The organism is Streptomyces sp. NPDC001599, assembly GCF_042893535.1.
In the GTDB taxonomy this organism is placed as follows: domain Bacteria; phylum Actinomycetota; class Actinomycetes; order Streptomycetales; family Streptomycetaceae; genus Streptomyces.
On the sequence record NZ_JBIAVA010000004.1, the window covers coordinates 133,887 to 156,282 of the forward strand.

Annotated in this window: 12 protein-coding genes; 4 read left to right on the forward strand and 8 right to left on the reverse strand. The window is 75.3% G+C overall.

Going from position 1 to position 22,396, the window contains the following annotated elements; all coding sequences use genetic code 11:
- Positions 1–19 precede the first annotated feature (19 nt).
- Positions 20–634 carry a TetR/AcrR family transcriptional regulator C-terminal ligand-binding domain-containing protein gene (locus ACFYZ3_RS13410; protein ID WP_388516179.1) on the reverse strand — a complete coding sequence of 205 codons (615 nt, stop codon included), beginning with the start codon at positions 632–634 and terminating at the stop codon, positions 20–22.
- Positions 635–809: 175 nt separating this feature from the next.
- Between ACFYZ3_RS13410 and ACFYZ3_RS13415 the strand changes: the two genes are divergently transcribed.
- Positions 810–1,625 carry a phosphatase PAP2 family protein gene (locus tag ACFYZ3_RS13415; protein WP_388516181.1) on the forward strand — a complete coding sequence of 272 codons (816 nt, stop codon included), beginning with the start codon at positions 810–812 and terminating at the stop codon, positions 1,623–1,625.
- Positions 1,622–2,575: a hypothetical protein gene (locus ACFYZ3_RS13420; RefSeq protein WP_388516183.1), complete on the forward strand. Its 954-nt coding sequence runs from the start codon at positions 1,622–1,624 to the stop codon at positions 2,573–2,575. Before ACFYZ3_RS13415 ends, ACFYZ3_RS13420 begins: the two co-directional genes overlap by 4 nt.
- A 20-nt stretch (positions 2,576–2,595) precedes the next feature.
- Here ACFYZ3_RS13420 and ACFYZ3_RS13425 read toward each other — a convergent pair whose 3' ends face one another.
- Positions 2,596–4,659, reverse strand: a complete 2,064-nt coding sequence (locus ACFYZ3_RS13425) for a phosphocholine-specific phospholipase C (RefSeq protein ID WP_388516184.1) — start codon at positions 4,657–4,659, stop codon at positions 2,596–2,598.
- 171 nt (positions 4,660–4,830) lie between these two features.
- Here ACFYZ3_RS13425 and ACFYZ3_RS13430 point away from each other — a divergent pair, with 171 nt between their 5' ends.
- Entirely contained in the window at positions 4,831–6,132 is a 1,302-nt protein-coding gene (locus tag ACFYZ3_RS13430; RefSeq protein WP_388516186.1) for an MFS transporter, read from the forward strand.
- Between the two features lie 106 nt (positions 6,133–6,238).
- On the opposite strand, the gene ACFYZ3_RS13435 is transcribed toward ACFYZ3_RS13430, so the two are convergent.
- Genes ACFYZ3_RS13435 through ACFYZ3_RS13450 form a run of 4 tightly spaced genes read right to left on the reverse strand, consistent with a single transcriptional unit; the run spans position 6,239 to position 17,583 of the window.
- Positions 6,239–8,050 carry a hypothetical protein gene (locus ACFYZ3_RS13435; RefSeq protein ID WP_388516188.1) on the reverse strand — a complete coding sequence of 604 codons (1,812 nt, stop codon included), beginning with the start codon at positions 8,048–8,050 and terminating at the stop codon, positions 6,239–6,241.
- A complete protein-coding gene (locus tag ACFYZ3_RS13440) occupies positions 8,047–11,598 on the reverse strand; it encodes a DUF5682 family protein (RefSeq protein ID WP_388516190.1) in 3,552 nt (1,183 codons plus the stop codon). Before ACFYZ3_RS13440 ends, ACFYZ3_RS13435 begins: the two co-directional genes overlap by 4 nt.
- A gap of 5 nt (positions 11,599–11,603) precedes the next feature.
- Entirely contained in the window at positions 11,604–16,655 is a 5,052-nt protein-coding gene (locus ACFYZ3_RS13445; protein ID WP_388516192.1) for a DNA-binding protein, read from the reverse strand.
- 46 nt (positions 16,656–16,701) lie between these two features.
- Positions 16,702–17,583 (reverse strand): DUF4132 domain-containing protein, encoded by an 882-nt coding sequence (locus tag ACFYZ3_RS13450; protein ID WP_388516194.1) that lies wholly within the window; start codon positions 17,581–17,583, stop codon positions 16,702–16,704.
- 528 nt (positions 17,584–18,111) lie between these two features.
- Here ACFYZ3_RS13450 and ramR point away from each other — a divergent pair.
- Positions 18,112–18,720 carry a two-component system response regulator RamR gene (gene ramR / locus ACFYZ3_RS13455; protein WP_388516196.1) on the forward strand — a complete coding sequence of 203 codons (609 nt, stop codon included), beginning with the start codon at positions 18,112–18,114 and terminating at the stop codon, positions 18,718–18,720.
- A 4-nt stretch (positions 18,721–18,724) separates the two neighbouring features.
- Here ramR and ACFYZ3_RS13460 read toward each other — a convergent pair whose 3' ends face one another.
- Positions 18,725–20,512, reverse strand: a complete 1,788-nt coding sequence (locus ACFYZ3_RS13460) for an ATP-binding cassette domain-containing protein (protein ID WP_388516198.1) — start codon at positions 20,510–20,512, stop codon at positions 18,725–18,727.
- Positions 20,509–22,365: an ABC transporter ATP-binding protein gene (locus tag ACFYZ3_RS13465; RefSeq protein WP_388516200.1), complete on the reverse strand. Its 1,857-nt coding sequence runs from the start codon at positions 22,363–22,365 to the stop codon at positions 20,509–20,511. Before ACFYZ3_RS13465 ends, ACFYZ3_RS13460 begins: the two co-directional genes overlap by 4 nt.
- Positions 22,366–22,396 lie beyond the last annotated feature (31 nt).

Below are 22,396 nucleotides of genomic sequence, written 5' to 3' on the forward strand. Positions count from 1 at the left end.
GTGGACGGCGGCCTGAGTCTCAGGGGAGGCCGAGCGCCGGCAGTACGACGGCCTCCACGAACCGGACGAGGTAGGCCGCGTCCGCCTGCTTGCCCTCCAGGACGGGCCGCATCCGCAGCATGCCGAAGAGCTGTGCGGGCACGTACTCCAGCGCCGGGTGGCCGGCCGGCACCTCTCCCCGGGCCACACCGCGCGCGAGGATCGCCCGCAGCGCGGCGATCTCCGGCTCGACGAGCGCCTCGCGCAGCGCGCACTTGAGCTCCGGATCCTCCATGACCGCGTGGCCGAGCGCCTGGAGCAGCCCGGTGTCCTTGCCCGCCCCCTCGCCCGCGGCCGCGGCCGCCTGGCGGAGGTCCCCGGCGAGCGAACCGGTGTCGATGTCGGTGAAGCGCACCCGGCGGTTGGAGCGCAGGGCTGCCGCCACGAACTGGGGCTTGGTCTTCCACTGCCGGTAGAGCGTGGACTTGCTGCACCGGGTGCTGGCGGCGATGCCCTCCATGGTGACGGCGTCGTAGCCGCAGGAGCGGAGCTGGTCGAGCACGGCGTCGAAGAACTCCTGCTCACGCTCTGGCGTGATCTTGGAGCGGCGCGAGGTGCCGACCGCTTCCGGTCGGTCCGCGTCCTGCGACGTCATCGGCTCCGTTCCTTCCCGTTTCCGGTGTGTCCTATGTCTATCGATACGCCAGTGTACCGGTACACCACCGTATCGGTACACTGGCGTATCGGAACGAGGTCGTATCGATGAGAACCGTCACACGCCCCCGTACCCGACGAGCCACACGCACCACCGTCAGCGAAGGGGCCGGGGGATGAATGCCCGCAGCGAGCCTGCACAAGCGGGGCCGGACGCGCCCGCGCGCCCACCGCTCGTCCGTGAGCTGCTGCTCGTGGCCGGGCTCTTCCTCGTGTACAAGTTCGGCCGCCGACTGGCGACGGGAGAGACCGCCGAGGCGTTCCGCAACGCCCACCACGTGTGGGACTGGGAGCGGGTGCTCCGGCTGCCCGACGAGGGCGCGGTCCAGTCCCTGCTGCTGCACGGCGACACGCTGGTACACGTCGCGAACACCTACTATGCCGCCGTCCACTTCCCGGCCACCGTGGCCTTCCTGGTCTGGCTCTACCTGCGACGGCCGGCGCACTATCTCTGGGCCCGCCGGGTGCTGGCCGCCGTGACCGGCGCCGCGCTGGTGCTGCACCTCCTCTTTCCGCTCGCCCCGCCGCGCATGCTGGCCGCCACCGGTCTGATCGACACGGCCCGGCTCTTCGGACCCTCGGTGTACGGGCCGCCGCGCACCGACACGCTGTCGAACCAGTTCGCGGCGATGCCTTCGCTGCACTTCGGCTGGGCCCTGATGCTGGCGATCGGTCTGATCGTCGCGACGCGGACCCGGTGGCACTGGCTGTGGCTGCTGCACCCGCTGGTGACGCTGCTGGTCATCGTGGGCACCGCGAACCACTACTGGCTCGACGTGATCGTGGCCACGGCCCTGCTCGGCCTCGCGCTCGCCGTACTGCGGCTGCCCGACCGGCCCCGCCGGCCGCGGTGCGCCCTCCCCCACCGGCGGCCCGAGATCCGGCGCCGGTCGTCCGCCGAGCGGCCCGAACTGGTCGGGGCGGGCCGATGAACGCCGCCCTGGTAGCCGTACTGCTGTCGCTCGTCTCCGCCTGCGCCTACGCCGCGGCGGCCGTCGCCCAGGAGCGGCTGGCCTCGCGCGCCTCCGGCGCCGGTGCGCTGCGGATGCTGGCCTCCGGCGCCTGGTGGTGGGCGGTCGCGCTCAACGCCTCGGCGGCACTGCTGCACGTGGTGGCGCTCAAGTACGGCCCCCTCACCGTGGTCCAGCCGCTGGGTGCGCTCACCCTGGTCGCGGCGGTGCCCCTGGGTGCGCGGCTGGCGGGCCGGCGGGTGAGCGCGATCGAGTGGCGGGGCACCGGGCTGACACTGCTGGGCCTCGGCGCGCTGCTGCTCACCGCCTCGGGGCCCGCCCCGGACGACGTGCTGAGCGTGCCGGAGGCGCTGACGGTGTCCGGCGCGACGGCGGCGCTGATCGGCGTGCTGTCGCGGCCCGGCACCCGGCCGGGACTGCGGCACGCGACGGCGTCCGGGATCGCGTCCGGCGTGGCCTCGGCACTCACCCAGACCGTCACGGTCGCCGTCACCGACCGCTCGGGCCCGCTGCTGAGCGTCCAGGTGATCGGCGTGGCCGTGCTGGTGGCCGCTTTCGCGACCGGCGGACTGCTGCTGTCCCAGACGGCGTACCGCGGCGGTCTCGGGGCACCGCTGGCGGTGGTGACCCTGGCCAATCCGGTGGCCGCCGCGGTGATCGGGCTCTCCCTGCTCGGGGAACGCCTCAGGGGCGGCGCGGGCGGCGTGCTCCTCGCGCTGACCGGTGCGGCGCTGGCCGCCTGGGGAGTGCTCCAGCTGAGCCGGGCGACCCCCGAGCGGCCGGAGCCGGCCGCACCGGTGCTCGCGGGTCCGGTACTCGCGGGTCCGGAGACGGAGCCGGAGGGACCGGCGCCGGCGGGGCCCGGGCTGGTGCCCCGGCAGCCGGGGCCGGGGCACCTCACGCGGCTCTAGCCGCCGGTCGGGGCGTCGCCTCAGTCCGTGATGATCGCCGGGTCGCTGGTCCCCGGCCGGCCGTTCTCCACGTGCCCGGCGAAGCGCCGCAGGAAGGCCGGGTCGGTCTCGGAGGTGACCGTCACGTCGTACCAGCGTCGGCTGCGCGCGAGGTCGACGGTGTGGCGCACGGTGGCGCCGGGGCGCACGGTGAGGGTCCGGGCGCGGCCGTCGTAGGCGTCGGCGATCCGGAGCCGGGCCGTGCCGGTACCGGTGTGGGTGACGGTCAGCCGGAGGTCGTCGCCGTCGTGCCGCGCGGTGACCTCGGGCCCGGCGGGTCCGGCGACCCCGTTGGCGCCCCGGAAGACCCGCAGGAAGCCGGCCGGGCCGTGCACGGTCAGGTCGTAGGAGCCGCCGGAGTAGGCCGAGTTCCAGGTGTCCGCGAGGGTCTTGCCGGCCTCGGTGGTGTACGTCCAGGGGCCGTCGGTGCGGTTGCCGGAGGTGACGAGGAAGGCGGCTCCGGCCCGGGCCCCGGAGGCGAAGGCCAGGGTGAACTTCCCGGCCTCCGTGTCCACGGCACCGTCCACGTACGGGGCGTAGCGCAGCGGGCGGGTGGGGCGCGTCCCGCGTTCCTGCCGGGGCATGCCGGGGTCCGCGGGCGGCGTCGGACGGTAGTCGGGGTGGCGTTCGCGGTCCGGCGGCTCGTAGGCATCGGTGTCCGGCAGCCGGGCCGGGCGGCTGTCCGTGCGGGAGAAGTCGAAGGCGGAGGTCAGGTCGCCGCAGACGGCACGCCGCCAGGGTGAGATGTTCGGCTCGCGGACGCCGAAGCGGCGCTCCATGAAGCGGATGACCGAGGTGTGGTCGAAGGTCTCGGAGCAGACGAAGCCGCCCTTGCTCCACGGCGAGACCACCAGCATGGGCACGCGCGGGCCGAGCCCGTAGAAGCCCTCGCGGTGGGTGGCGCTGCCCTCGAAGACGTCCAGGGAGACGTCGACGGTGGAGCGGCCCTGTGCGGCGGACTTCGGCGGCAGCGGCGGCACCACGTGGTCGAAGAAGCCGTCGTTCTCGTCGTAGGTGATGAACAGGGCGGTCTTCGCCCACACCTCCGGGTTGGAGGTGAGCGCGTCCAGGACCTGGGAGATGTACCAGGCGCCGTAGTTCGAGGGCCAGTTGGAGTGCTCGGAGAAGGCCTCCGGGGCGGCTATCCAGGAGATCTTCGGCAGCCTGCCCGCCTTGACGTCGGCGCGCAGCCGGTCGAAGTAGCCCTCGCCGCTCTTGGCGTCGGTGCCGGTGCGGGCCTTGTCGTACAGGGGGTCGCCGGGCTTGGCGCCCCGGTACTTGTTGAAGTACAGCAGGGAGTTGTCGCCGTAGTTGCCCCGGTAGGCGTCGTCGATCCAGCCCCAGGAGCCGGCGGCGTCCAGGCCGTCGCCGATGTCCTGGTAGATCTTCCAGGAGATCCCGGCCTTCTCCAGGCGCTCCGGGTACGTCGTCCAGTCGTAGCCGAGCTCGTCGTTGCCGAGGACCGGGCCGCCGCCCGCGCCGTCGTTGCCGGTGTGTCCCGACCACAGGTAGTAGCGGTTGGGGTCGGTGGAGCCGATGAAGGAGCAGTGGTAGGCGTCGCAGACGGTGAAGGTGTCGGCGAGCGCGTAGTGGAAGGGGATGTCCTCGCGGGTCAGGTACGCCATGGTGGTGGTGCCCTTGGCGGGCAGCCAGCGGTCGTACTTGGCGTTGTGGTAGGCGTCCTGTCCGTCGGACCAGCCGTGCGGCAGCCCTTCGAGGAACTGCATGCCGAGGTCGTCGGCCTGCGGGTGGAAGGGCAGCACCTCGGTGCCGTCGCCCTTGCGCTGGTGCCACACCGACCTGCCGCCGTCCAGCGCCACCGGGTGCGGGTCGCCGAAGCCGCGGACCCCGCGCAGCCTGCCGAAGTAGTGGTCGAACGAACGGTTCTCCTGCATCAGCACGACGATGTGCTCGACGTCCTCGATCGACCCCGAGCGGTGGTTCGCCGGGAGTGCCGCGGCCCGGTCGATGCTCGCGGACAGGGCACTGAACGCCGTGGTGGCGCCCGCGAGTTGGAGGAATCTGCGCCGGTTCACTTCGGCCATGGGAGTGAGGGACCTCTCGCCTTGGGGGGTTCAACCGGCCGGACGGTGCCGGGTGATGACGGATTGCGCGCGAAAGGAGTGTTCCAGGAGCAGCAAACGTCAGGGAAGGGTCCGGTGGCGCTGGTGTGAAAGTCACCGGTACGCGAGGTGTGCCGGGCCCGCCGTGCGGGGATGGTCGCGATCATGACAGGCATGGACACGGAAGCACCGGCACCCGCGACCCGACGGCCCGTACGCCAGCTCCTCGCCGCCTCGGTGGGCAACGCGGTGGAGTGGTACGACTGGTACGCCTACACCTTCCTCGCGACCTACATCGCGGACCAGGTCTTCCCGAAGGGCGCGGACAACTCGCTGGTGCCGCTGCTGTCGACGTTCGCCGTCTTCGCCGTGGGCTTCTTCATGCGGCCCGTCGGCGGGCTGTTGATGGGCGCGATCGCGGACCGGCGGGGGCGGCGCGCCGCGCTGACCGTCACCATCCTGCTGATGGGCGGCAGCAGTCTGCTGGTCGGGCTGACCCCGACGTACGCGGCGGCCGGTGTGCTGGCCCCGGTGGTCCTCGTGGTCGCGCGGCTGCTCCAGGGGCTTTCCGTGGGCGGCGAGTTCGCGGCCTCGACGACCTTCCTGGTGGAGTCGGCGGGGCCGGGGCGGCGCGGCCTGTTCTCCAGCTTCCAGTACGTCTCGACCACGGCGGGGCAGCTGGTGGCGTCCGGGATCGCGACGCTGCTGGTGGACACGCTGAGCGAGGACCGGATGAACGGCTGGGGGTGGCGGATCCCCTTCGTGTTCGGCGCCGTCCTCAGCCTGGTCGGCTTCTGGATCCGGCAGGGGGCTCAGGAGACCCGCAGCGCCGAGCAGCAACGGGCGCCGCGCCCGGCCCTCTTCGAGGCACTGCGCCGTCATCCGCGCGAGTCCCTGCTGATCTGCGGCATCACGGCGGGCGGCACGATCGCCTACTACACCTGGACGTCGTACCTGCCGACGTACGCCGAACTCAACGCGGGCGTGGCCAAGTCGGACGCGCTGCTCGCGGGCACGATCTCGCTGGCCTTCTTCGGGCTGCTCCAGCCGCTCGGCGGGATGCTCTCCGACCGGTTCGGGCGGCGTCCCCTGCTGCTCTTCTTCGGGGTGGGCTTCGCGCTGCTGAGCGTGCCGCTGCTGCACTCCCTGCGCGACTCCTTCGCCGTGCTGCTGCTCGTGCAGTGCGCCGGGATGGTCCTGCTGACCGGCTTCACCTCCATCAGCGCCGCCGTCAACGCCGAGGTCTTCCCGCCCCGGGTGCGGGCGGCCGGGATCGGCTTCCCCTACTCGCTCACGGTGGCGCTGTTCGGCGGCACGGCACCGTACGTGGGCACGCTCTTCAAGGACCTGGGCCACGCCGGGATCTTCCCCTGGTACGTCGCCGTGCTGTGCCTGCTGTCCTCGCTGGTGTACCTGCGGCTGCCGGAGACGGCGCACAAGGAACTGCGGCGCTGACACCGGGCCTTCGCGCCGGGCTCGCGCGCCGGGCCTTCCTGCCGGGCCTTCCCTCCGGGTCTTTCCGCCGGGCCTTCCCTCCGGGTCTTTCCGCCGGGCTTCCGGCTCATCGGCGCCAGAGGCCGCGTCCCAGGGCCGCTTCCGTGCCGGTGAGGTAGACGGCGGTGGCCAGCCACTGGGCCGCGTACTGGTCCCGGTCGTCCCCGGCCGGGCGGCCGAAGGCGTCCCGGGGACGGCGGGCGGCCACCGCGCCGAGCGCGGCGAACAGGTCCGCGCCGGTGGCGAACCCGCCGCGGCGCAGCGCGGCGGCGTGGGCGCCGCGGTCGCTGTCGCGCGCGGGTTCCGCGGCGGCGCGCCGTCCGCCCGTGACCGCCAGTTCGACCAGGTCGCGCACGCGCCGGAGCGGCGAGTCGACCGGACGGGCGTCGGCAGCGGCGAGCGGGGGCGGTGGCGGGGCCGGACCGGGAGCCGCTGCCGGGAAGTGCGCGTCGCACAGCCGGTCGTAGCCGAGGTCGGCGCGGTCCCGCCACTCCTCCGGGAGGCGCAGGGTCGCCGCCCCGGCGCCGGGGACCGGCCCGACGGCCAGTGGGCGCAGGGTCGTGACCCGGTCGGGGTCGACGCGGCCCAGCAGCCGTACCCGCAGTCCCGGACACGCCCCCAGTCGCCGGAGGTTGGCGGTGTGTGCGAGGGCGGGATGCCGGTGGGCCGGCGCCAGCCTGACCGTCGGCCCCGGACCGTCGTCGGTGCGGACCCGGGCCAGCACCTCCTCGCCGTCGGCGGCGACGATCTCCACGTCGCACCCGGTCAGCGGCGGGGCGGGCCCCGTCCCGTCGGCGGCGGCCGCGGGCAGGAACCCGGCCCAGGGGCGTCCGGCGGCGAACGTGGCCCGGACGCCGGACTCCGCGAGCAGGCGGCCGTCCGGGGCGACGGCGGCCCCGGTAACGACCAGACCGCCGCGGGACAGCCGCTCGTGATCGCTCAGGAAGGACCGGACGGCGACATGTGCGGTCCCGGCGCGGCGGGCCCGCTCCCCGCCCCCCGGCGCGACGTCGCGGAGGGTGTACCAGCGGCCGGCGTCGTCGACGAGATGGGTGAGGACACCGCCCAGGGCGCCGGGTCCGACGACCGGTTCCCGGCAGACGCCGTAGAGGCGCAGCGGCCCGTCGGGGTGGTGGTTGTGGTGGACGGCGCCGATCAGCCCGGGGTCGGGGTCGGCGGCCTTCAGGCGGTGGGTGACGAGGAGGAGTTCCCGCAGGGCGGCGACCGACTCGGCGGGCCGGTGGACTCGGTGGGCACCCTGCGGGTCGCGCGCGTCGCGCAGGTGGCGGACGACGTCGAGGGCAGCGCCCTCCGCACGGTGCAGGCCGGCCAGGCGTGCGGTGTGCGCGGCCCGGAGCAACTCGGCCTGGAGAACCGCGCCCGCCGCGGTGACCCCGGCCGCCAGGACGGCCGCGGCCGCCGTCCAGAGGCCCTCGGCGGCGCCGACCTGCCCGGCGGAGGGCCCGCGCGCGGGAGGGGCGGCCGGTGCGGTGGGCGGAGCCGCTCCGGTGGAGGGGGCCGTTTCGGTGGACGGAGTCGTTGCGGTGGGCGCAGTCGTTTCGGTGGGCTGGGCCGGGGCGGCGCCCAGGGCGGCGGTGCGGTGCAGGCAGCGCGGGGACAGGAGGCAGGTGCAGCTGGCCTGGTCCGGTGAGGTGATCGTGCCGGACGGGCCGGGCGTCAGGGTGACCCGCGCGTCCTCGCCGCAGCGGATGCCGTACGTGCCGTCCTCGGCGGCGTCGACGGGGGTGGCGGCCAGTGACTCGACGGCCGCGTCGAGTCTGCGGCGCAACCGGGTGGACAGGCCCTCCACCGCGGCGGCGAACACCTCAGGCGCGACCGGCGGGAGCGAGGGGGCGGTGCCCGGGCGGGGACGGCTCACCGGGCGGCTCCACGGACCTGCCCGCCGACCCAGCGGGCGAGCGAGAGCGGGCTGAGGGCGGCCACCGGCATCCCGGCGGCGACGAGTCGGCGGGTGACGGGCACGGAGTAGCGGGGCGTTCCCCCGCCGTCCAGCGCGGCGCAGCCCAGCAGCCGGACGCCCGAGGAGACCAGGGCCCTGGCCTCGGCCAGCAGCTCCTCGACCGCGGCACCCTCCTCGAAGTCGCTGACGACCGCCACCAGGGTCCGGTCGGGCACCTTCACCAGGGAGCGGGCGTGGGCGAGACCGGCCGCGATGTGCGTACCGCCGCCGACCTCCACCTCGAGCAGCAGCGAGAGGGGGTCGGCGACCAGGCCGGTGAGGTCGGCGACCTGGGTGCTGAAGGTGAGGAAGTGGGTGGAGATCATGGGTGTTCCGCCCAGGATCGCGGCAGTGAGCGCCGACCAGACGACCGAGCTCTCCATGGAGGCGGAGACGTCGACGACCAGGATCAGCCGCCAGTCGTTCTGCCGTGCGGTACGGGTCCTGAACACCGGCCGCTCGGGGACGACCTCGACCTGTCCGTCCTCCCGGCGGCGGCTGTGCGCGAGGTTGGCCCGCAGCGTGCGGGGCAGGTCGAGCGGGCCGCCGGGTCGGCGGGTGGGGCGCGGGGTGGCCAGGCCGGTCAGGGTGGGGCGCAGGCGGGTGGCGAGTTCCTTGGTGAGTTCCTCCACCAGTCGTTTCACGAGGGGCCTCAGGCTCGCCACCCGCTGCTCGGGCATCCCCCTGGCCAGCGTCAGCACGGCGGACAGCAGTTCCACGGAGGGCCGTACGGCGGCCGGGTCGAGCAGGGCGATGGCGTCCGTACGGCCGTCGGCGACGGCACGTTCGAGGACTTCCTCCCGGATCTTGGCGCCGAACAGCGTCCGGAGGTCCTCGGCCCAGTGCCGGAGGCTGGGGTAACTCCGTGCCCGGCCACCGGTCCGGTCGTCGTCGGCGTCGGTGCCTCGGGAGGTGCCGCGCGCGCCGGGGCCCGGCTCGCCGCCGTCCCCGCCCTCTCTCGTCTCCCCGCCCTCTCTCGTCTCCCCGCTCTCCTCGCCCGCTTCCTCGCCCTCCCGCCCGAAGAGTTCGTCGAGTGCCCGGGCGTACGGCCACAGGGCCGCGGGGAGGCTCGCGGTGTCGCGGCCGAGCAGCAGCCGCCAGCGGTCCGCGGGGCCGAGCCGTGGGGCGCCGGCTCCGTGCGGGGCCTCGGCGGCGGGACGCTCCGCCCGCGGCGCGGGACCCGGCGTCGCCGCGGCGCCCTTGGCCGCCGGCGCACTCACCAGGTCCGCCAGGCCCACCTCCCGCAGCAGGGCGAAGCCCTCCCCGTCGGCCTCGGCCCAGCGCCCGACCAGCTCGGGCGGCGCGGGGAGCCGCAGGTCGGGCCGGTCGCCCAGGCGGTCGGAGACGGCCGCGAGGACACGGGTCCGCCCCTGCGGGGTGAGTGCCCGGAAGCCGCCGCGCAAGGCGTACAGCCGGTCGCGGAAGTCACGGTCGCTCATGGTCTCCACCCGCTCGAACAGCGGGCCGAGGGCGGTGGACGCGGACTCGATCAGGAATCCGGCCGCGACGAGCACCCCGGTGAGCCGGCGTTCCAGCCGTCGCCGTCCGCCGGGCCCGGTCGCCGTGTCCACCCAGCCGGCGAGCCTCGCCCCGAGCAGGTCCGAGCCGTCGAGGTCCAGCAGTACCCGGGCTGCCTGGGCGGCACCCTGGAGGAGCGGGGAGCCGGTCCCGGAGAGCGCGGACAACTCGCCGTCCAGCCGCAGGCCGAGCCGGTCCTCGGCGCTGCGGACGGCGAGGGTGACGACCGCGACGGCGTCCCGGGTGTCGTCGCTGCCCGCGAGGCCCGGCAGGACGCGGACGGCGGCGTCCAGCAGGAGGCCGGCGAGCCGGGCCGCCCGGATCCGGACGCGTTCGGTGATGCCGGGCAGATGCCGTCGGCGTATGGAATCCAACAGGTCCAGCGCGTCGAGCAGTTCGGGCAGAGCGGCGGCGCCCGGCAGGACGCGCTCGGCCTCCGTGAGGCCGTCCTGGAGCAGGTCCGTGAGCGCGCACCGGGCCGCGGCGCCCAGGAGGGCGACGACCCGGGCCGGAGTGACCCGGCCGGCCTCGGCCGCCCTGCGGTGGTTCTCCCTCAGGGTGCCGTCGGCCGCCTGGGCGGCGGTCACCCCGCGGACGCCGACGAGGTCGAGACGGGCGGCGACCGACGGGGTCCACGCGGCGCGCCACCGGGTGGTGAGCGCGCCGCCCTCCCCGGAAGCGGTCACCTCGACGGGTTCCGCGTAGCCCACCCCGCATTCCCTCAGGCGCTGGAGCAGGATCTCGCGGCGGGCGTCGAGCGCGGAGCGCAGCGGCGTGAGCCGGAGGTCCCGGCCGCCCGGGTCGGCCGGTCCGGGCAGCCGCAGCGCGGCCAGCTCGGCCTCCGCCCAGGGTCCGAGACCGGAGCGGGGTGTGCCGGGCGCGAGGTGACCGCGTCCCGTGCCGACCAGGACGGCGCCCAACTCCCGGTCGAGGGCCCGGCCCCGGCCGAGTACAGACGTCACCGCCTCCACCAGTTCCCGGCGGCCCGGTGCGGGCAGACCGCGCAGGGTGCCGAGGTCGCAGGCCAGCCGCAGGGCCTCGACGGCCTCACCGGTGCCCGCCGTGTCGCCGGACGCCCGGATCTCCCGGCACAGTTCGGTGACGAACCGGGCGGCGGCGTCACGGACGCTGCCGGGGTCGCCACCGGCGTCGAGCACCGCCTGCCGCCAGCGCGGAGCGCGGATGCCGGCGGGGTACCCGGAGCCGGGGTCCAGCAGGGCGAAGGCGTACGGCACGAGGGACGTGACGACCGGGGAGCCCGGCCCCGCGTCGGACCTGCCCTGCGCCGCTGTGCCCGGGGCGCCCTCCGGGGTCAGCCCGGGCACGTGGAAGGCACCGACCACCGCCGCGACCCGGCGCTGTCCCTGCGCGGCGAGGACCCGGCGCATGTGTGCCTCGCGGGCGAGGTCACCGTCCCAGAGGCCGTCGCGGCCCGCACCGTCGCGGCGCACCGCCCGCCCGAAGGCGAGGGCGGCGCGGCGCACGGCCTCGGGAGCGCTGCCGGGCGCCAGTGCCTCGACGGTGCGGTCCCACAGCTCGTCGATGTCCGCAGCGGGCGTCCCCTTGACGCCGCCCGGCAGCCGGGACCCCCACTCCGGTGCGGCCAGCGGCAGATCGCAGCAGACCACCTCCGCGCCCCGTTCCCGCGCCCAGCGGATCGCCGCCAGTTCCGGCGAGAAGTCGGCGAGCGGGTGGAAGTGCAGTCCTCCGTCCTCGTACGCACCGCTCAGGGCCACCGGCGCCACGGTCCGCGGGTCGGCGAGGTACGGCAGCCACGGCTGGAAGTCGGCCGGCAGTTCCACGCAGACGACCTCGGCGTCCGCGGCGTCCAGCAACCGGGGGACGGCGACGGCCAGTGCGGGACTGTGGTGACGTATGCCGATCAGGTACGGCTGCGTACGGGCCGCCGGTGCCACCCCCTCGGTGACGGTCTCTTCGGGTGCGGTCATGGTCGTCAGCGGCGGCGCTTGCGCGGCCGCGGCACCTCCAGTTCCTCCAGGCGCGGACCGTCCCCGTCCTGGACGCGCTGCCAGGCCTCCCGGTACACCGCGGCGACGGGCCGGGTGGGCACGACGACGCCCAGGACGGGCGCCTCGCCCTCCAGCAGGTCGTACATCGGCAGCTTCCACCGCTCCAGGGGGAGGTGCGGGTTCGGGGGCTGGGCCCAGCCGCCGGGCAGGAACAGCGAGCGTCCGGCCTTGGACCGGCTGCCCTCGACCACGAGGTCGGTGGCGGCCAGTTCGGCGCGGGCCGCGCGGAGCCGGGCCGTTCCGCCGCGCTGCCCGCCCCAGCCGGTCCAGCGGGCGGTGTTGCGGTCGGTGGGGTCCGGCATGGCGAGCAGCATCAGGTAGAGGACGGCGGCGTCCTCACCGACGCCGTACCGCTTGGCGGCCTCGCCGACCAGGTCGGGCACCGAGCGGGCGGGGTCCTGGGGCCACCACAGCCCGTCCGCGTCGCGCTCGCCCGCCAGGGGGTTGCCGGGGTCGGCGAGCAGTTCGGCGAACGGCCGGTCGTGGACCAGGCGCAGCGCGGTCTCCTGGGCGTTCGGCCGCTCACCGGTGTACAGCGCCGCCAGGTGGGGGTCGTGACCGGCGGCGTCCAGCAGGGCCGTCCGGATGGCCGGGAGCGGTTCCGTCCGCTCGGTGCCCAGGACGACCGCGCCGTGGCGTTCGAAGTCGTCGCCGGTCTCCGTGGGGTCTCCGGCGGCCCGCCGGAACGCCTCCCAGTCGATCCCCCGCCGGTCGAGGGCGAGCAGCAGGCCGGGGTGGGCCAGTCGCTCGCGCAGTGCCGTCAGGACGCCGGGCAGGGTGGCCCGGAGCGGGTCGCCGGACGGGAGCCGGTGGGCGAGCCACGCGGCCAGGGCCACCGACCCCTTGAGCACCGAGCTGTCGAAGCGGGGCGTCCGCTCGGCGGTCTCCAGGTAGTAGTGGCCGAAGCTCCAGGTCAGGTCCGTCGTCAGGCGGGGCTCGGTGGCCAGGTCCACGAAGCCCCGCAGGGCGTCGGCGGGTGCCCAGCCGACGGGTTCGACGGTGCGGACGGCGTCGTGCAGCACGTCTTCGGGCAGCGGGGTGCGTCTGCCCAGCCGCTCGTTCCAGACCTCGGCCGCACGGGCGGTGTCGGGGCCGTGCGTCCAGAGCCGGGACGGTTCGGTGGGCAGCAGGGCCGCCACCACGGCCCGCAGGGCTGCGCTGTCGAGGGACCTCAGCTCGTCCTTGGACACGCGGGCGTCGGCCGACTTCACCCCGATGACCTTCAGGGTGGCGGAGGGCACGTGCGCACGCTTGTCGTCGGTCTGCGGCATGCCGACGAGCACCAGCCGGGCCGTGGTCGGGGTGACGCCGGTGAGCCGGGCGAACTCCTCGGCGGCCTCGGGGCGCCAGGGCGCGGGGCCGCGCTCGGCCAGCTCGGCGCGGAAGGCGGCGGCCCAGCCGGGGGCCCGCGTCGGCTCCGGCACGAACGGCTCCTCGGACACCGGCGTGTAGGGGGCCGGCGTCTCGAAGCGGCCCGACGGGTCGTGGTAGACCGCGCCGTAGTGCTTGCCCTTGACCTCGTGGGGTCCGTACTCGCGGACGAACTGGTACCAGTCGTCGGGGAAGACGAGGAACGCGCCGCCGTCCAGGTTGAGCACGGTCCCCCGCCGGTACCCGTGCGTGCCGCCCGGCCCGTCGAAGGTGTCCGGGTCGAAGGCCAGGTGGACCCGGCGCCAGTGGGCGGGGTCCAGCTCCGTCAGCCCGTGCGTGTCGAGTTCACCGAGGAAGGTGTCCAGGGCCTCGCGGTGCTCCGCCACGGTGGCCTCCGAGGCGGCCCTCAGCGCCAGTACGGCGGGCAGTTCGGGCAGGGCCACCGCGTTCAGGTGCTCCAACGGCCCCTGCGCGGCGAGCGACAGGTGGAAGATGCCTGCGGGGGACGGTTCGGCCAGGCCCTTCATCGACCGGGCGAGGAGTTGCGGCAGCTCGAAGAGGTGGTGCTGGAAGTCGTAGTACCAGCGCTCGTCGCGTTCGGTCACGCCGCCCCCGTTCAGCGCGGAGGCGAGCAGGCGGTCGCCGAGCGCGGGCCGCGGTTCCTCCGGGGTGACGCCCCGGACCGCCGAGTCCAGCCGGGCGAGCAGCTCCTCCAGGAAGCGCTGCTGCTCGGCGGCGTGGCGCGCCACGCCGGTGATGCCCCGGAGCAGGGCTTCGTGGCCGACCTCCGGGAACAGGGTGCGGACGGGTGCGAGCACCGCATCCCGGTCCGCCGTCCCGGCCTCCCCCGCCTCGTCCCCGGTGGGCTCGGCAACGGCGGCCGCCAGCAGCGCCGCCGCGACGTCGTCGCCGACCCGGCGGAGCGCCGCGGAGCCCTGCGGGTCGCGGGGCCGGAGCAGGTGCCAGTAGTGCAGGGGCGGCAGCAGGGGGGTGCCCGCGGAGAAGGGGCCGGCCGTCTGGTCACGCTGGAACTGGGCGAGCACCGCGTGGTCGGAGTCCCGCAGTTGGATGTCGCCCGACCATCGCATCACGCTGACGGCGCGGTCGGTGCCGGGGAAGAACAGCACGTTCTCCGGGTTCCCGCCCACGCGCCAGGGTACGACGACCGAGTGGCCGGCCAGGTCCTGTCCGTGCCGCGAGCCGTCGGGCCGGATGATCACCCGCCAGCCGAGCAGCCCGTCCACCGGGGCGCACGCCGGGCCCGGTTCGGCGGACGGGGCGGGCAGCAGCCAGGAGGCGCCGAGGGTGCTGCCCTCCGGTGCGGCGCGCAGTCCTTCGGCGAACCAGTCCGGGCCGCCGCGCTCCCCCGCCGTGTCGCCGGCCGGGTCGTAGGCGTGCCAGGTGCTGTTCTTCTCGCGGGACCAGTCGTTGACCCAGACCCAGTACGAGCTGCCGTCGCTGATCACCCGCTGCCGCCAGGGGACATGGGTGTCCCCGGGCCGCAGCAGGCCGCGGCCGGTGGTCCTGCCGCCCCCGGGGACCGGGAGGGAGACGGGCGGCATGCCGTTCATCCCGCCGCTGCCGTCCACGTGGCAGGCGTAGGAGTCGCGGACGTCGCCGTCGAGTTCCGTGGTCGGTGAGACGCCCGTGTCGGGGTGGTACCAGTAGCCGTACGAGGTGGACGTGGCGGAGGCGTACCAGGAGACGAGCAGTGCGCCGTCCACGTACCGGACGTCGGGGCGGCCCGGACCCCCCTCGTCCGGGAGGCGCAGCTCGTGACTGAGGACCGTGCCCTGCGCGTCGAGCACCCGGGCGTGCGTGCCCTGAAGCACGACGAGGTACGGCCAGGCCTCGGCCACGCGTGCCGTGCGGGCCTGCTCCGGGGAGGCGGCCGAGCCGATCGCCTCGTCCCAGGCGGGCCAGCCCAGTTCGTCGACGATCCCGTTGCGCAGGGCGCGGCCGAGCACGGGCGCCATGCCGGTGCTCAGCGCGTCCCGCACCTCCTGCTCGGCGGTCGCCAGGATCTCGCCCGGCAGCCACCCCAGCGTCTCGAACGGACCGCTCCTGCGCTCGAAGTCGCCCAGCCCGCTGGTGAGGTATCCACGGCTGACCCCGGCCACCCACTCGGCGAGCATCGGGCGGCCGCCCGGCGACTCGGCGAGCCGGGTCACGGTGCGCTTGTCGATGCCCTCGCGCTCGTAGGTGGGGCAGCCGCTCCGGAACACCTCCCGGAAGCGGGTGTCGGCCGCCAGGGCGAGGAGGTCGCGCCGTTCGTCGCGCGCCGCCCAGTCCTGGAGGTTGAGCCACGGGCGGTCCTCGGGGTCGCCGACCGGGACGTCCAGGGCGAGGAGCTGGTCGAGGAGGTCGACGTCACCGACGGGGGGCGGCAACGTACCGCCCTCGTCGTTCAGTTCGGCGCGGAGTGCACCGGCCATGCGGTCGACGAGGGGGTACAGCTCGGACGGCGCGATGTGCCGCTCGTGGGTGCGGCACAGGGCCAGGAACCTGCGGGTCCAGCCGGCGGTGCCGTCGGGGGACCGGGCCTCGGCGGGCAGCGTGGCGTCGCACAGTCCCTCGGTGGCGCCGGTCTTCTCCAGCAGGTCGAGCCACTGCCCCAGCTCCTCGTGCTCCCACTCCGAGGGGAGCAGTGCGAGCAGGGTGCCGCGGGCGGCGGGTTCGCGCCGGGTCAGCTCCACCAGGGCGGCCCGGTGGGCCTTCCACCAGCCGGGCGGTGCCTTGAGGGTGCCGGGCAGCGGCAGCACCTCGCGCAGGTAGGCCATCTCCTCGGCGAGGGCGTTCCTGCCGGCGACGGCCTTCGCCAGCCTGCGCAGATCGCCCGCGCCGGGGCTCGACGGGGCCACGCCGTGCGCGGCGAGCCGGACGAAGAGGCCGCGCAGGTGCCGGTAGGCGGTGGCGGCAGGCACCCGGGAGGAGAGTCCCTTGGCGTAGCTGGACAGCACCTTGGTCGGCATGGCGTCGGCGAGGGCGAACTCCAGGAACACCGCGTCCATGCGGGCCTCGTCGAACGGCAGGGCGTGGGCCGTCTCGGCCTTGCGCGCGTTGACGAACATCTGGGAGGCGTACGCCCGCTCGCCGGCGGCCAGGAAGACCCGGCCCGCCTCCTCGTAGAAGGTGGGCAGGAAGTGCGGCACGGAGCCCGCGAGGCGCGCGCCGATCGACTCGTAGCTGGCGCGGGCCCTCTTCGCCCGGGAGCGCACCGTCCTGGCGACCTTGTTCATCTCCTCGACCAGGGACATCGCGAGGTGGCCGTCGGTGGGGTGGCGGACCAGCACCCATACGGGGAAGCCCATGGCCCGGTGCTGTCCGACACCGACCTCGACCGGCTCGCCCAGGGGCAGCAGTCCGAGGAATCCGCCGTGCTCCCCGCCCGCCGACTCGCCCGCGACGGGTTCGGTGCCGGACGGGTCGGCGGGCGTCAGGCGTACGACGATCCGGTCGTCCAGGCCCGGATGCCGGTAGGCCCGGGTGAACACGGGCACGGCGCGGTCGCCTCCCCCGGTGGTGCCCGGCGGCAGTACCGCGCCGGCGCGCAGCAGCTCCTCCACCTCTGCCGCCGCCCCGCTCCGGGTCGTGCCGTCACTCATGATCGCGTGCCTTTCGTGGGTGTGGTGCGTACCGCTGCTGTGGCGTTCACCGGGGGGCGTCCGTTGGCGCGGTGCGGCCGGCGTGCAGGGCCGCGGCCATGCGCATGCCCTCGGACCAGGCGACGGGGCCGACCTCGCGCAGTGGAAGGCGCCGGTACGCGTCGTCCTCGTGGCTCCAGGTGAGGCCGCCGGTCCAGGCCTTCTCCTCGGTGTACGGGTCGCTCATGCCGACGCGGGCGGTGAAGACGCGTCCGGCGTCGCGGACGCGGTGGACGATGCTGCTCCCGGAGATCGAGTGGCCGAGGGAGGTGGCGCGGGCGGAGAGGTGGAACCACGAGCGGTACTCGGCGCCCGCGAACTCGGTGACGACGTCGGTGTCGCCGACGTCGGACTCCCCGGGAGCCGGCCAGGTGGCCCGGTGAATCTGCTCCACCCCTTGAACGACCCCCGACTCGGCGGCGAAGGCGCGCAGTTCCTCCAGGTCGGGGAGGAGGACCGGGTGGGGCATGGTCACGGTGCGGGCGGTCAGGCGGACGGTCTCGCCGTCCAGGTTCACCACCCGCAGTCCGGCCGACTCGTCCGCGTCGCGCAGGAAGCCGACCTCGTCGGGGCCCTCGCCGACCACGACTACGTCCCGCAGGGCCGACTGCCACGCCTCGTCGGGCCAGACCCGGGTGAGCAGCCCGGTCGGCACCGGGAGCGAGGACACCATCCAGTTGTCGACCTGCGCCACGCACTCGGCGGCGTGCCGGTCCAGCCATTCGGCGAAGCGCTGGAGTTCGACCACCTCCGGGCGGTCCCGTATCTCCGCGGGCAGCGTTCGTTCCCGCTTGCCCTCCGCCGGGGACTTCGCCGACGCGGACCGCGCCACCACCCGGCCCTCCACCAGAGCGACTTCGTACGTGTCGCCCGCTGCCAGCCAACCCATCAGCTCTTCGCCTCTCCCACGACCAGGAACACACGGCACAGCACACGGACCCCCTGAATCGGCACGCTCCGCTGTGGCGTTGGCCAAAGACTAGGGGCACCCACCGACAGCCACGGGAGCCGACCGCGCGGTGCTTTTCGCGCCAGATTGGACAGCGGCGGTTTTCGGCCGGGCCCGGCAGCGCCCGGACCGCGGGCCGGTCGGGCCCCGGCAGCGGGCGTGGCCGGCCCCGGGCAGCGGCACCCGCCCTGGCCAGGACGCCAGGGACCGCGGCGTGGAGACGGCCGGCTCTCGTCGGTTCCCGCCGGGACCGGAGCCGTCCGCGGATTGGTGTGTTATCCGCCCTTCTTCGCTGCCGCACCCGTCTCGGCCGTCCCCCGACAAGGCTCTGACGACGGCGAATTGCCTCCGATGCTGTTCGCACGTGCGTACGCGTCGTGTTCCGCCGTCCCGGATGGGGGCACATGGCCCGATGGCGCGGGGGCGCGCGGAGCCCGGCGGCCCGAACGGGGCCGCCGCTGACAAGGGGTGGGGGAGATGGTTCGTATCGCCGTGGTGCACGACGAGACACTGCTGCGGTCGGCACTGGTGCAACTGCTCAGATCCGACGACACGCTGGACGTGTCCTCGCACTGCCTCGACGCCGACGGTCCGGAGCAGAGTGCGGCGTTGCCTGCCGACGTCTGCGTCGTGGACGGAGAGTGCCTGACGGGGCCCGAAGACGCGGGCGCCGGACGCCTGCGGGCCCGGTACGGGGACCGGCTCGTCGTCCTGACGACCGCCAAGCGGCCGGGAGTGCTGCGCCGGGCGTTCGACGGGGGCGCCCTCGGGCTGGTCGACAAGAACGCCCCGGCCCACCGGCTGATCACGGCCGTGCACACGGTCGCCCAGGGCGAACGCTTCCTGGACGAGACGCTCACCGTGGCCCTGCTGAAGGGCGCGGAGATGCCGCTGACCACGAGGGAACTGGGCGTGCTGGCCCTGGCTTCCCAGGGGGCGCCGATCGCCGAGATCGCGGCGCGTCTGCACCTGTCCCGGGGAACGGTCCGCAACTACATGGCCACGGCGGTCCGGAAGGTGGGCGCCCGCAACCGGGTCGACGCGATCCGCATCGTCCAGAGCGCCGGCTGGACCTGACGCGTCATGAGTGCCAGTGCCCCGTCAGGTCCCGGTAGAGGGACGAACGGTCCAGCAGTTCGGCGTGCGTTCCGCACTGCGCCCGTACGCCGTCCAGCACCAGTGTCCGGTCGGCACGGACCGCCGAGGACAGCCGGTGCGCCACCACGACCAGGGTCCCGGGCCGCCCGGCGAGGGCCTCCTCGGCGCGGGCCTCGGAGGCCGGGTCGAGATGGCAGGTGGCCTCGTCGAGCAGCAGCAGGGGGGCGGGCGACAGGTACGCGCGGACCAGCGCGACCAGTTGCCGCTCCCCCGGCGAGAGTTCGGCGGGGTGCACCGTGCCGTCCAGCCCACCGAGCCGCTCGACCAGGGGCGCCAGACCGAACGTCTCGACCGCCGCGTCGAGTTCGGCCCGGCGCGCGTCCGTCCTCAGGTACGCGAGGTTGTCGCCGACGGTGCCGGAGAACACGTAGGCGTTCTGCGGGACCAGCACGCGGAGAGTGGCGAGTTCGGCGGCGGGGCGTCCCGTCACCACGCGGCCGGCCACGCGTACCTCGCCGCGGCTCGGCGCGAGCGTTCCCGCGACGAGGCGGGTGAGGGTCGACTTGCCGATGCCGCTCGGTCCGACGACGGCGAGGTGTTCACCCGGTGCGACGCGCAGGTCGAGCGCGTCGAGCACGGGCTCGGCGCGGACGCCGTAGGACAGGGTGACGGCGCGCAGTTCCACCGCCGGGTCCGCGGCGGTGCCCGCCGCGAAGGCCGCCGCCCTCGGTGCGCTGGTGGTGCTCGGGACTGGGTCCGGCTCCGGCTCCGCGTCCGGCTCCGGCTCCGCGTCCGCGTCCGGCTCCGGGCCGAGGATCCGGTCGAGGACGACCAGCAGCCGGGACCCGGCCGCGCCGAGCGCGGTCATCAGGGTGTGCAGGGCGGGCAGCAGGGACTGGACGAGGTAGGTGAACGCGCCCAGCAGCGCGCCCACGCTCACCCCGCGCCCGCGCAGCCACTCCACCGCCACCAGCAGTGCGAGCACGGGCAGATGGCCCGCGACGCCGAGCGCCGCCGTGCGCACCGCCGCCCATCCGGCCAGGCTCCGGGCCGCCGCGGCGGCGTCGGCGACCAGGTCCGCGCCGCGCCGCTCCGCCCCGGGCCTGGTCCCGCAGGCGGCGAGGTCCCGCAACGCCGTACGTGCGCTAGCCGCGTGGTCGCCCAACGCCTCGTCGGCCGCCAGGGCACGGCGCTGGGCGGCCGCCATGGGCCGCAGCGTGACCAGGAACAGCCCCAGCCCGGCCGCCAGCGGGGGCAGGACCACCACGAGCAGGGCCGGGTGCAGGGACAGCAGGCCGAGCAGCGCGCCGGCGGCGGTGAAGACGAAGGACCGCAGGGTGAGGACGAGACCGGCGAAGCTGTCCCGGGCGATCTCGACCTGGTTCGTGAGCCGCGAGACGGCCGCGCGGTCCGTCCCGCCGGGTCCGCCCGGCGCCGCCCGGGCCATGGACCGGTCCACCGCACGCCGCACCAGACCGTCGCGCAGCGGCTCCGTCACCCCGGCGAGCTGCGCGAACACGCCCCGCACGACCCGGGCGCCGCACAGTACGGCGACCAGCGCGACCCCGAGCCACAGCAGCCCCCGGCGCGGATCACCGGCGAGGAACCCCTCGTCGACGGAGCGTGCGACCGCGTGGCCCACCAGGAAGGCCTGCCCCGACTCGGCCAGCGACCAGAGCGCGAGCCGTACCAGCACGCCCTTGCGGTGGGCGAGGAAGCGGCGGGCCGGCGGCGCGAGGCGGCGCAGCGCCCCGGCCCCGGCGGACGTCACGGGCGCGCCTCTTCGGGCTCGGGACGGCGTACGGCCCCCGGGCCACTGCCGCCGGCACCGGCACCGGCACTGGCACCGGCACTGGCGTCGGCGCCGGCATCGACGCCGAAGACCTCCCGGTACCCCGCCGTGTGCCACAGCTCGCGATGGGTCCCGACGGCGCGCACCTCGCCCTCCTCCAGCCAGAGCACCAGGTCGGCCCGGGCCGCGACGGACGGGCGGTGCGCGACCACGAGCCGGGTCCCCGGCCGCACCGAGCGACGCAGCGCCAGGTCCACCTCGTGCTCCGTGGCGGTGTCCAGACTGGACGTGGCGTCGTCCAGCACCAGCAGCCGCCCGGCGTGCGCGAAGGCCCGGGCCAGTCCGAGCCGCTGGTGTTCCCCGCCCGAGAGGGGCGCCTGCGGCAGCGGGGTGTCGTAACCGTGCGGCAAGCGGCGTACGAAGCCGTCGGCGCCCGCCGCGCGGGCAGCCTGGCGTACCCGCTCGGGCGACGACCGCCGTGCCCCGGTCGCGACCGCCTCCGCGACCGTGCCCTCCCCCAGTACGGGGCGTTCGAAGGCGTACGCCACCTCGGTGCGCAGCGCCTCGTGCGTCAAGCGGTCGAGCCGGACGCCGTCCAGCAGTACGTGTCCCTCGTCGGGGTCGATCAGGCGTCCCGCCACGGCCGCCAGGAGGGACTTCCCCGCCCCGCTGCGGCCGACCACCGCGACCGTGCTGCCACCCGGCACCCGCACGTGGTCGGCGCGCAGCACCTCCCTGCCGCCGCGCAGCACGCGCACCCCGCACAGTCGCAGCTCTCCCGGACCGTCCACAGGCAGCCGCCGTGTGCCGTACGCCGTCGCGGGCATCCGTTCCAGCTCCCCGGTCCTGCGGCGTGCCTCGCGGGCCCGGACGATCGCCCCGAGCAGGGACGCCGCCGCGCCGACACCGGCCGTGAGCTGCGCGTACCGGCCGACGGCGAGCAGGTCCCCCACGCTCAGTTCGCCGCCCGCCAGCCGCAGCCCGCCGACGGCGGTGGCGGCCAGCGTCAGCAGCGGGACCAGGACACCGCTTAGGCCGAGCGCCCGTCCGTGCAGCGCCCACATGTGCCGGCCCTGGGCGGCCAGTTCCGCCAGCGGGGCCAGGACTCGGGCCCGCTCCCGTTCGCCGGTTCCCGCGGCGCCGATCGTGTCCGCGCCGTCCAGGGCTTCGAGCAGCCGAGAGGCGATCACGGACTGGGTGCGCTGGTAGGCGGCGACCGTGGCGCCGGTGTCGCGGGCGAAGGAACGCAGCAGCAGGGCCAGGGCGGGCAGACCGGTCAGCACGCAGAGCGCCACCCACACGTCGACGAGCGCCAGCGCCACGAGGGCGCCCAGCGGGGTGATCAGTGCGGCGGCCAGCGCCGCGCGGGCCGCCGGAGCGCCGCCCGCGTCCGCGGCGTTGAGGGTCAGGCGGGTCCCGATGTCACCCGGTGGATACGGCCGCGCCCGGTCGGGTGCGGTGCGCAGCAGTCCGCGCAGGGCGCGGGTGCGGACGGACGCCGTCCAGGTGGCGTTGCAGCGGCCGGTGAACAGGGAGGTCGCGCTGTCCAGCAGCAGTTCGCCCAGGAGCAGCCCGGCGCTCAGCGGGAGCCACCATCCGGCGTCGCCGTCGCGCAGGAGCAGATCCAGTGTGCGGCCGAGGGCCAGGGGCTGGGCCACCGCAGCCACGGCCGCCGCGACCGAGCACAGCAGGACCAGGGCTTCCAGCGCCCGCCCCGGCGCCTGCCGCGTCACGGGACTGCTCGTTCGCACCGGCGAAGACCTCCGTACGTCGTGCGCGGGCAGGCGTCGGCGCCCCGGGCCGGAACCCGGGGCGCCCGCGCCCGGCGACATGGCTCACCACGTCGCCGTGGCCGTCAACTCC

What these genes read in the sequence shown, in the direction of transcription:
- ACFYZ3_RS13425 (WP_388516184.1), bottom strand. Translation starts at nt 4,659, where the DNA reads ATGGCCGAAGTGAACCGGCGCAGATTCCTCCAACTCGCGGGCGCCACC.
- ACFYZ3_RS13415 (WP_388516181.1), top strand. Translation starts at nt 810, where the DNA reads ATGAATGCCCGCAGCGAGCCTGCACAAGCGGGGCCGGACGCGCCCGCG.
- ACFYZ3_RS13450 (WP_388516194.1), bottom strand. Translation starts at nt 17,583, where the DNA reads ATGGGTTGGCTGGCAGCGGGCGACACGTACGAAGTCGCTCTGGTGGAG.
- ACFYZ3_RS13420 (WP_388516183.1), top strand. Translation starts at nt 1,622, where the DNA reads ATGAACGCCGCCCTGGTAGCCGTACTGCTGTCGCTCGTCTCCGCCTGC.
- ACFYZ3_RS13440 (WP_388516190.1), bottom strand. Translation starts at nt 11,598, where the DNA reads ATGACCGCACCCGAAGAGACCGTCACCGAGGGGGTGGCACCGGCGGCC.
- ACFYZ3_RS13445 (WP_388516192.1), bottom strand. Translation starts at nt 16,655, where the DNA reads ATGAGTGACGGCACGACCCGGAGCGGGGCGGCGGCAGAGGTGGAGGAG.
- ACFYZ3_RS13465 (WP_388516200.1), bottom strand. Translation starts at nt 22,365, where the DNA reads ATGTCGCCGGGCGCGGGCGCCCCGGGTTCCGGCCCGGGGCGCCGACGC.
- ACFYZ3_RS13410 (WP_388516179.1), bottom strand. Translation starts at nt 634, where the DNA reads ATGACGTCGCAGGACGCGGACCGACCGGAAGCGGTCGGCACCTCGCGC.
- ACFYZ3_RS13430 (WP_388516186.1), top strand. Translation starts at nt 4,831, where the DNA reads ATGGTCGCGATCATGACAGGCATGGACACGGAAGCACCGGCACCCGCG.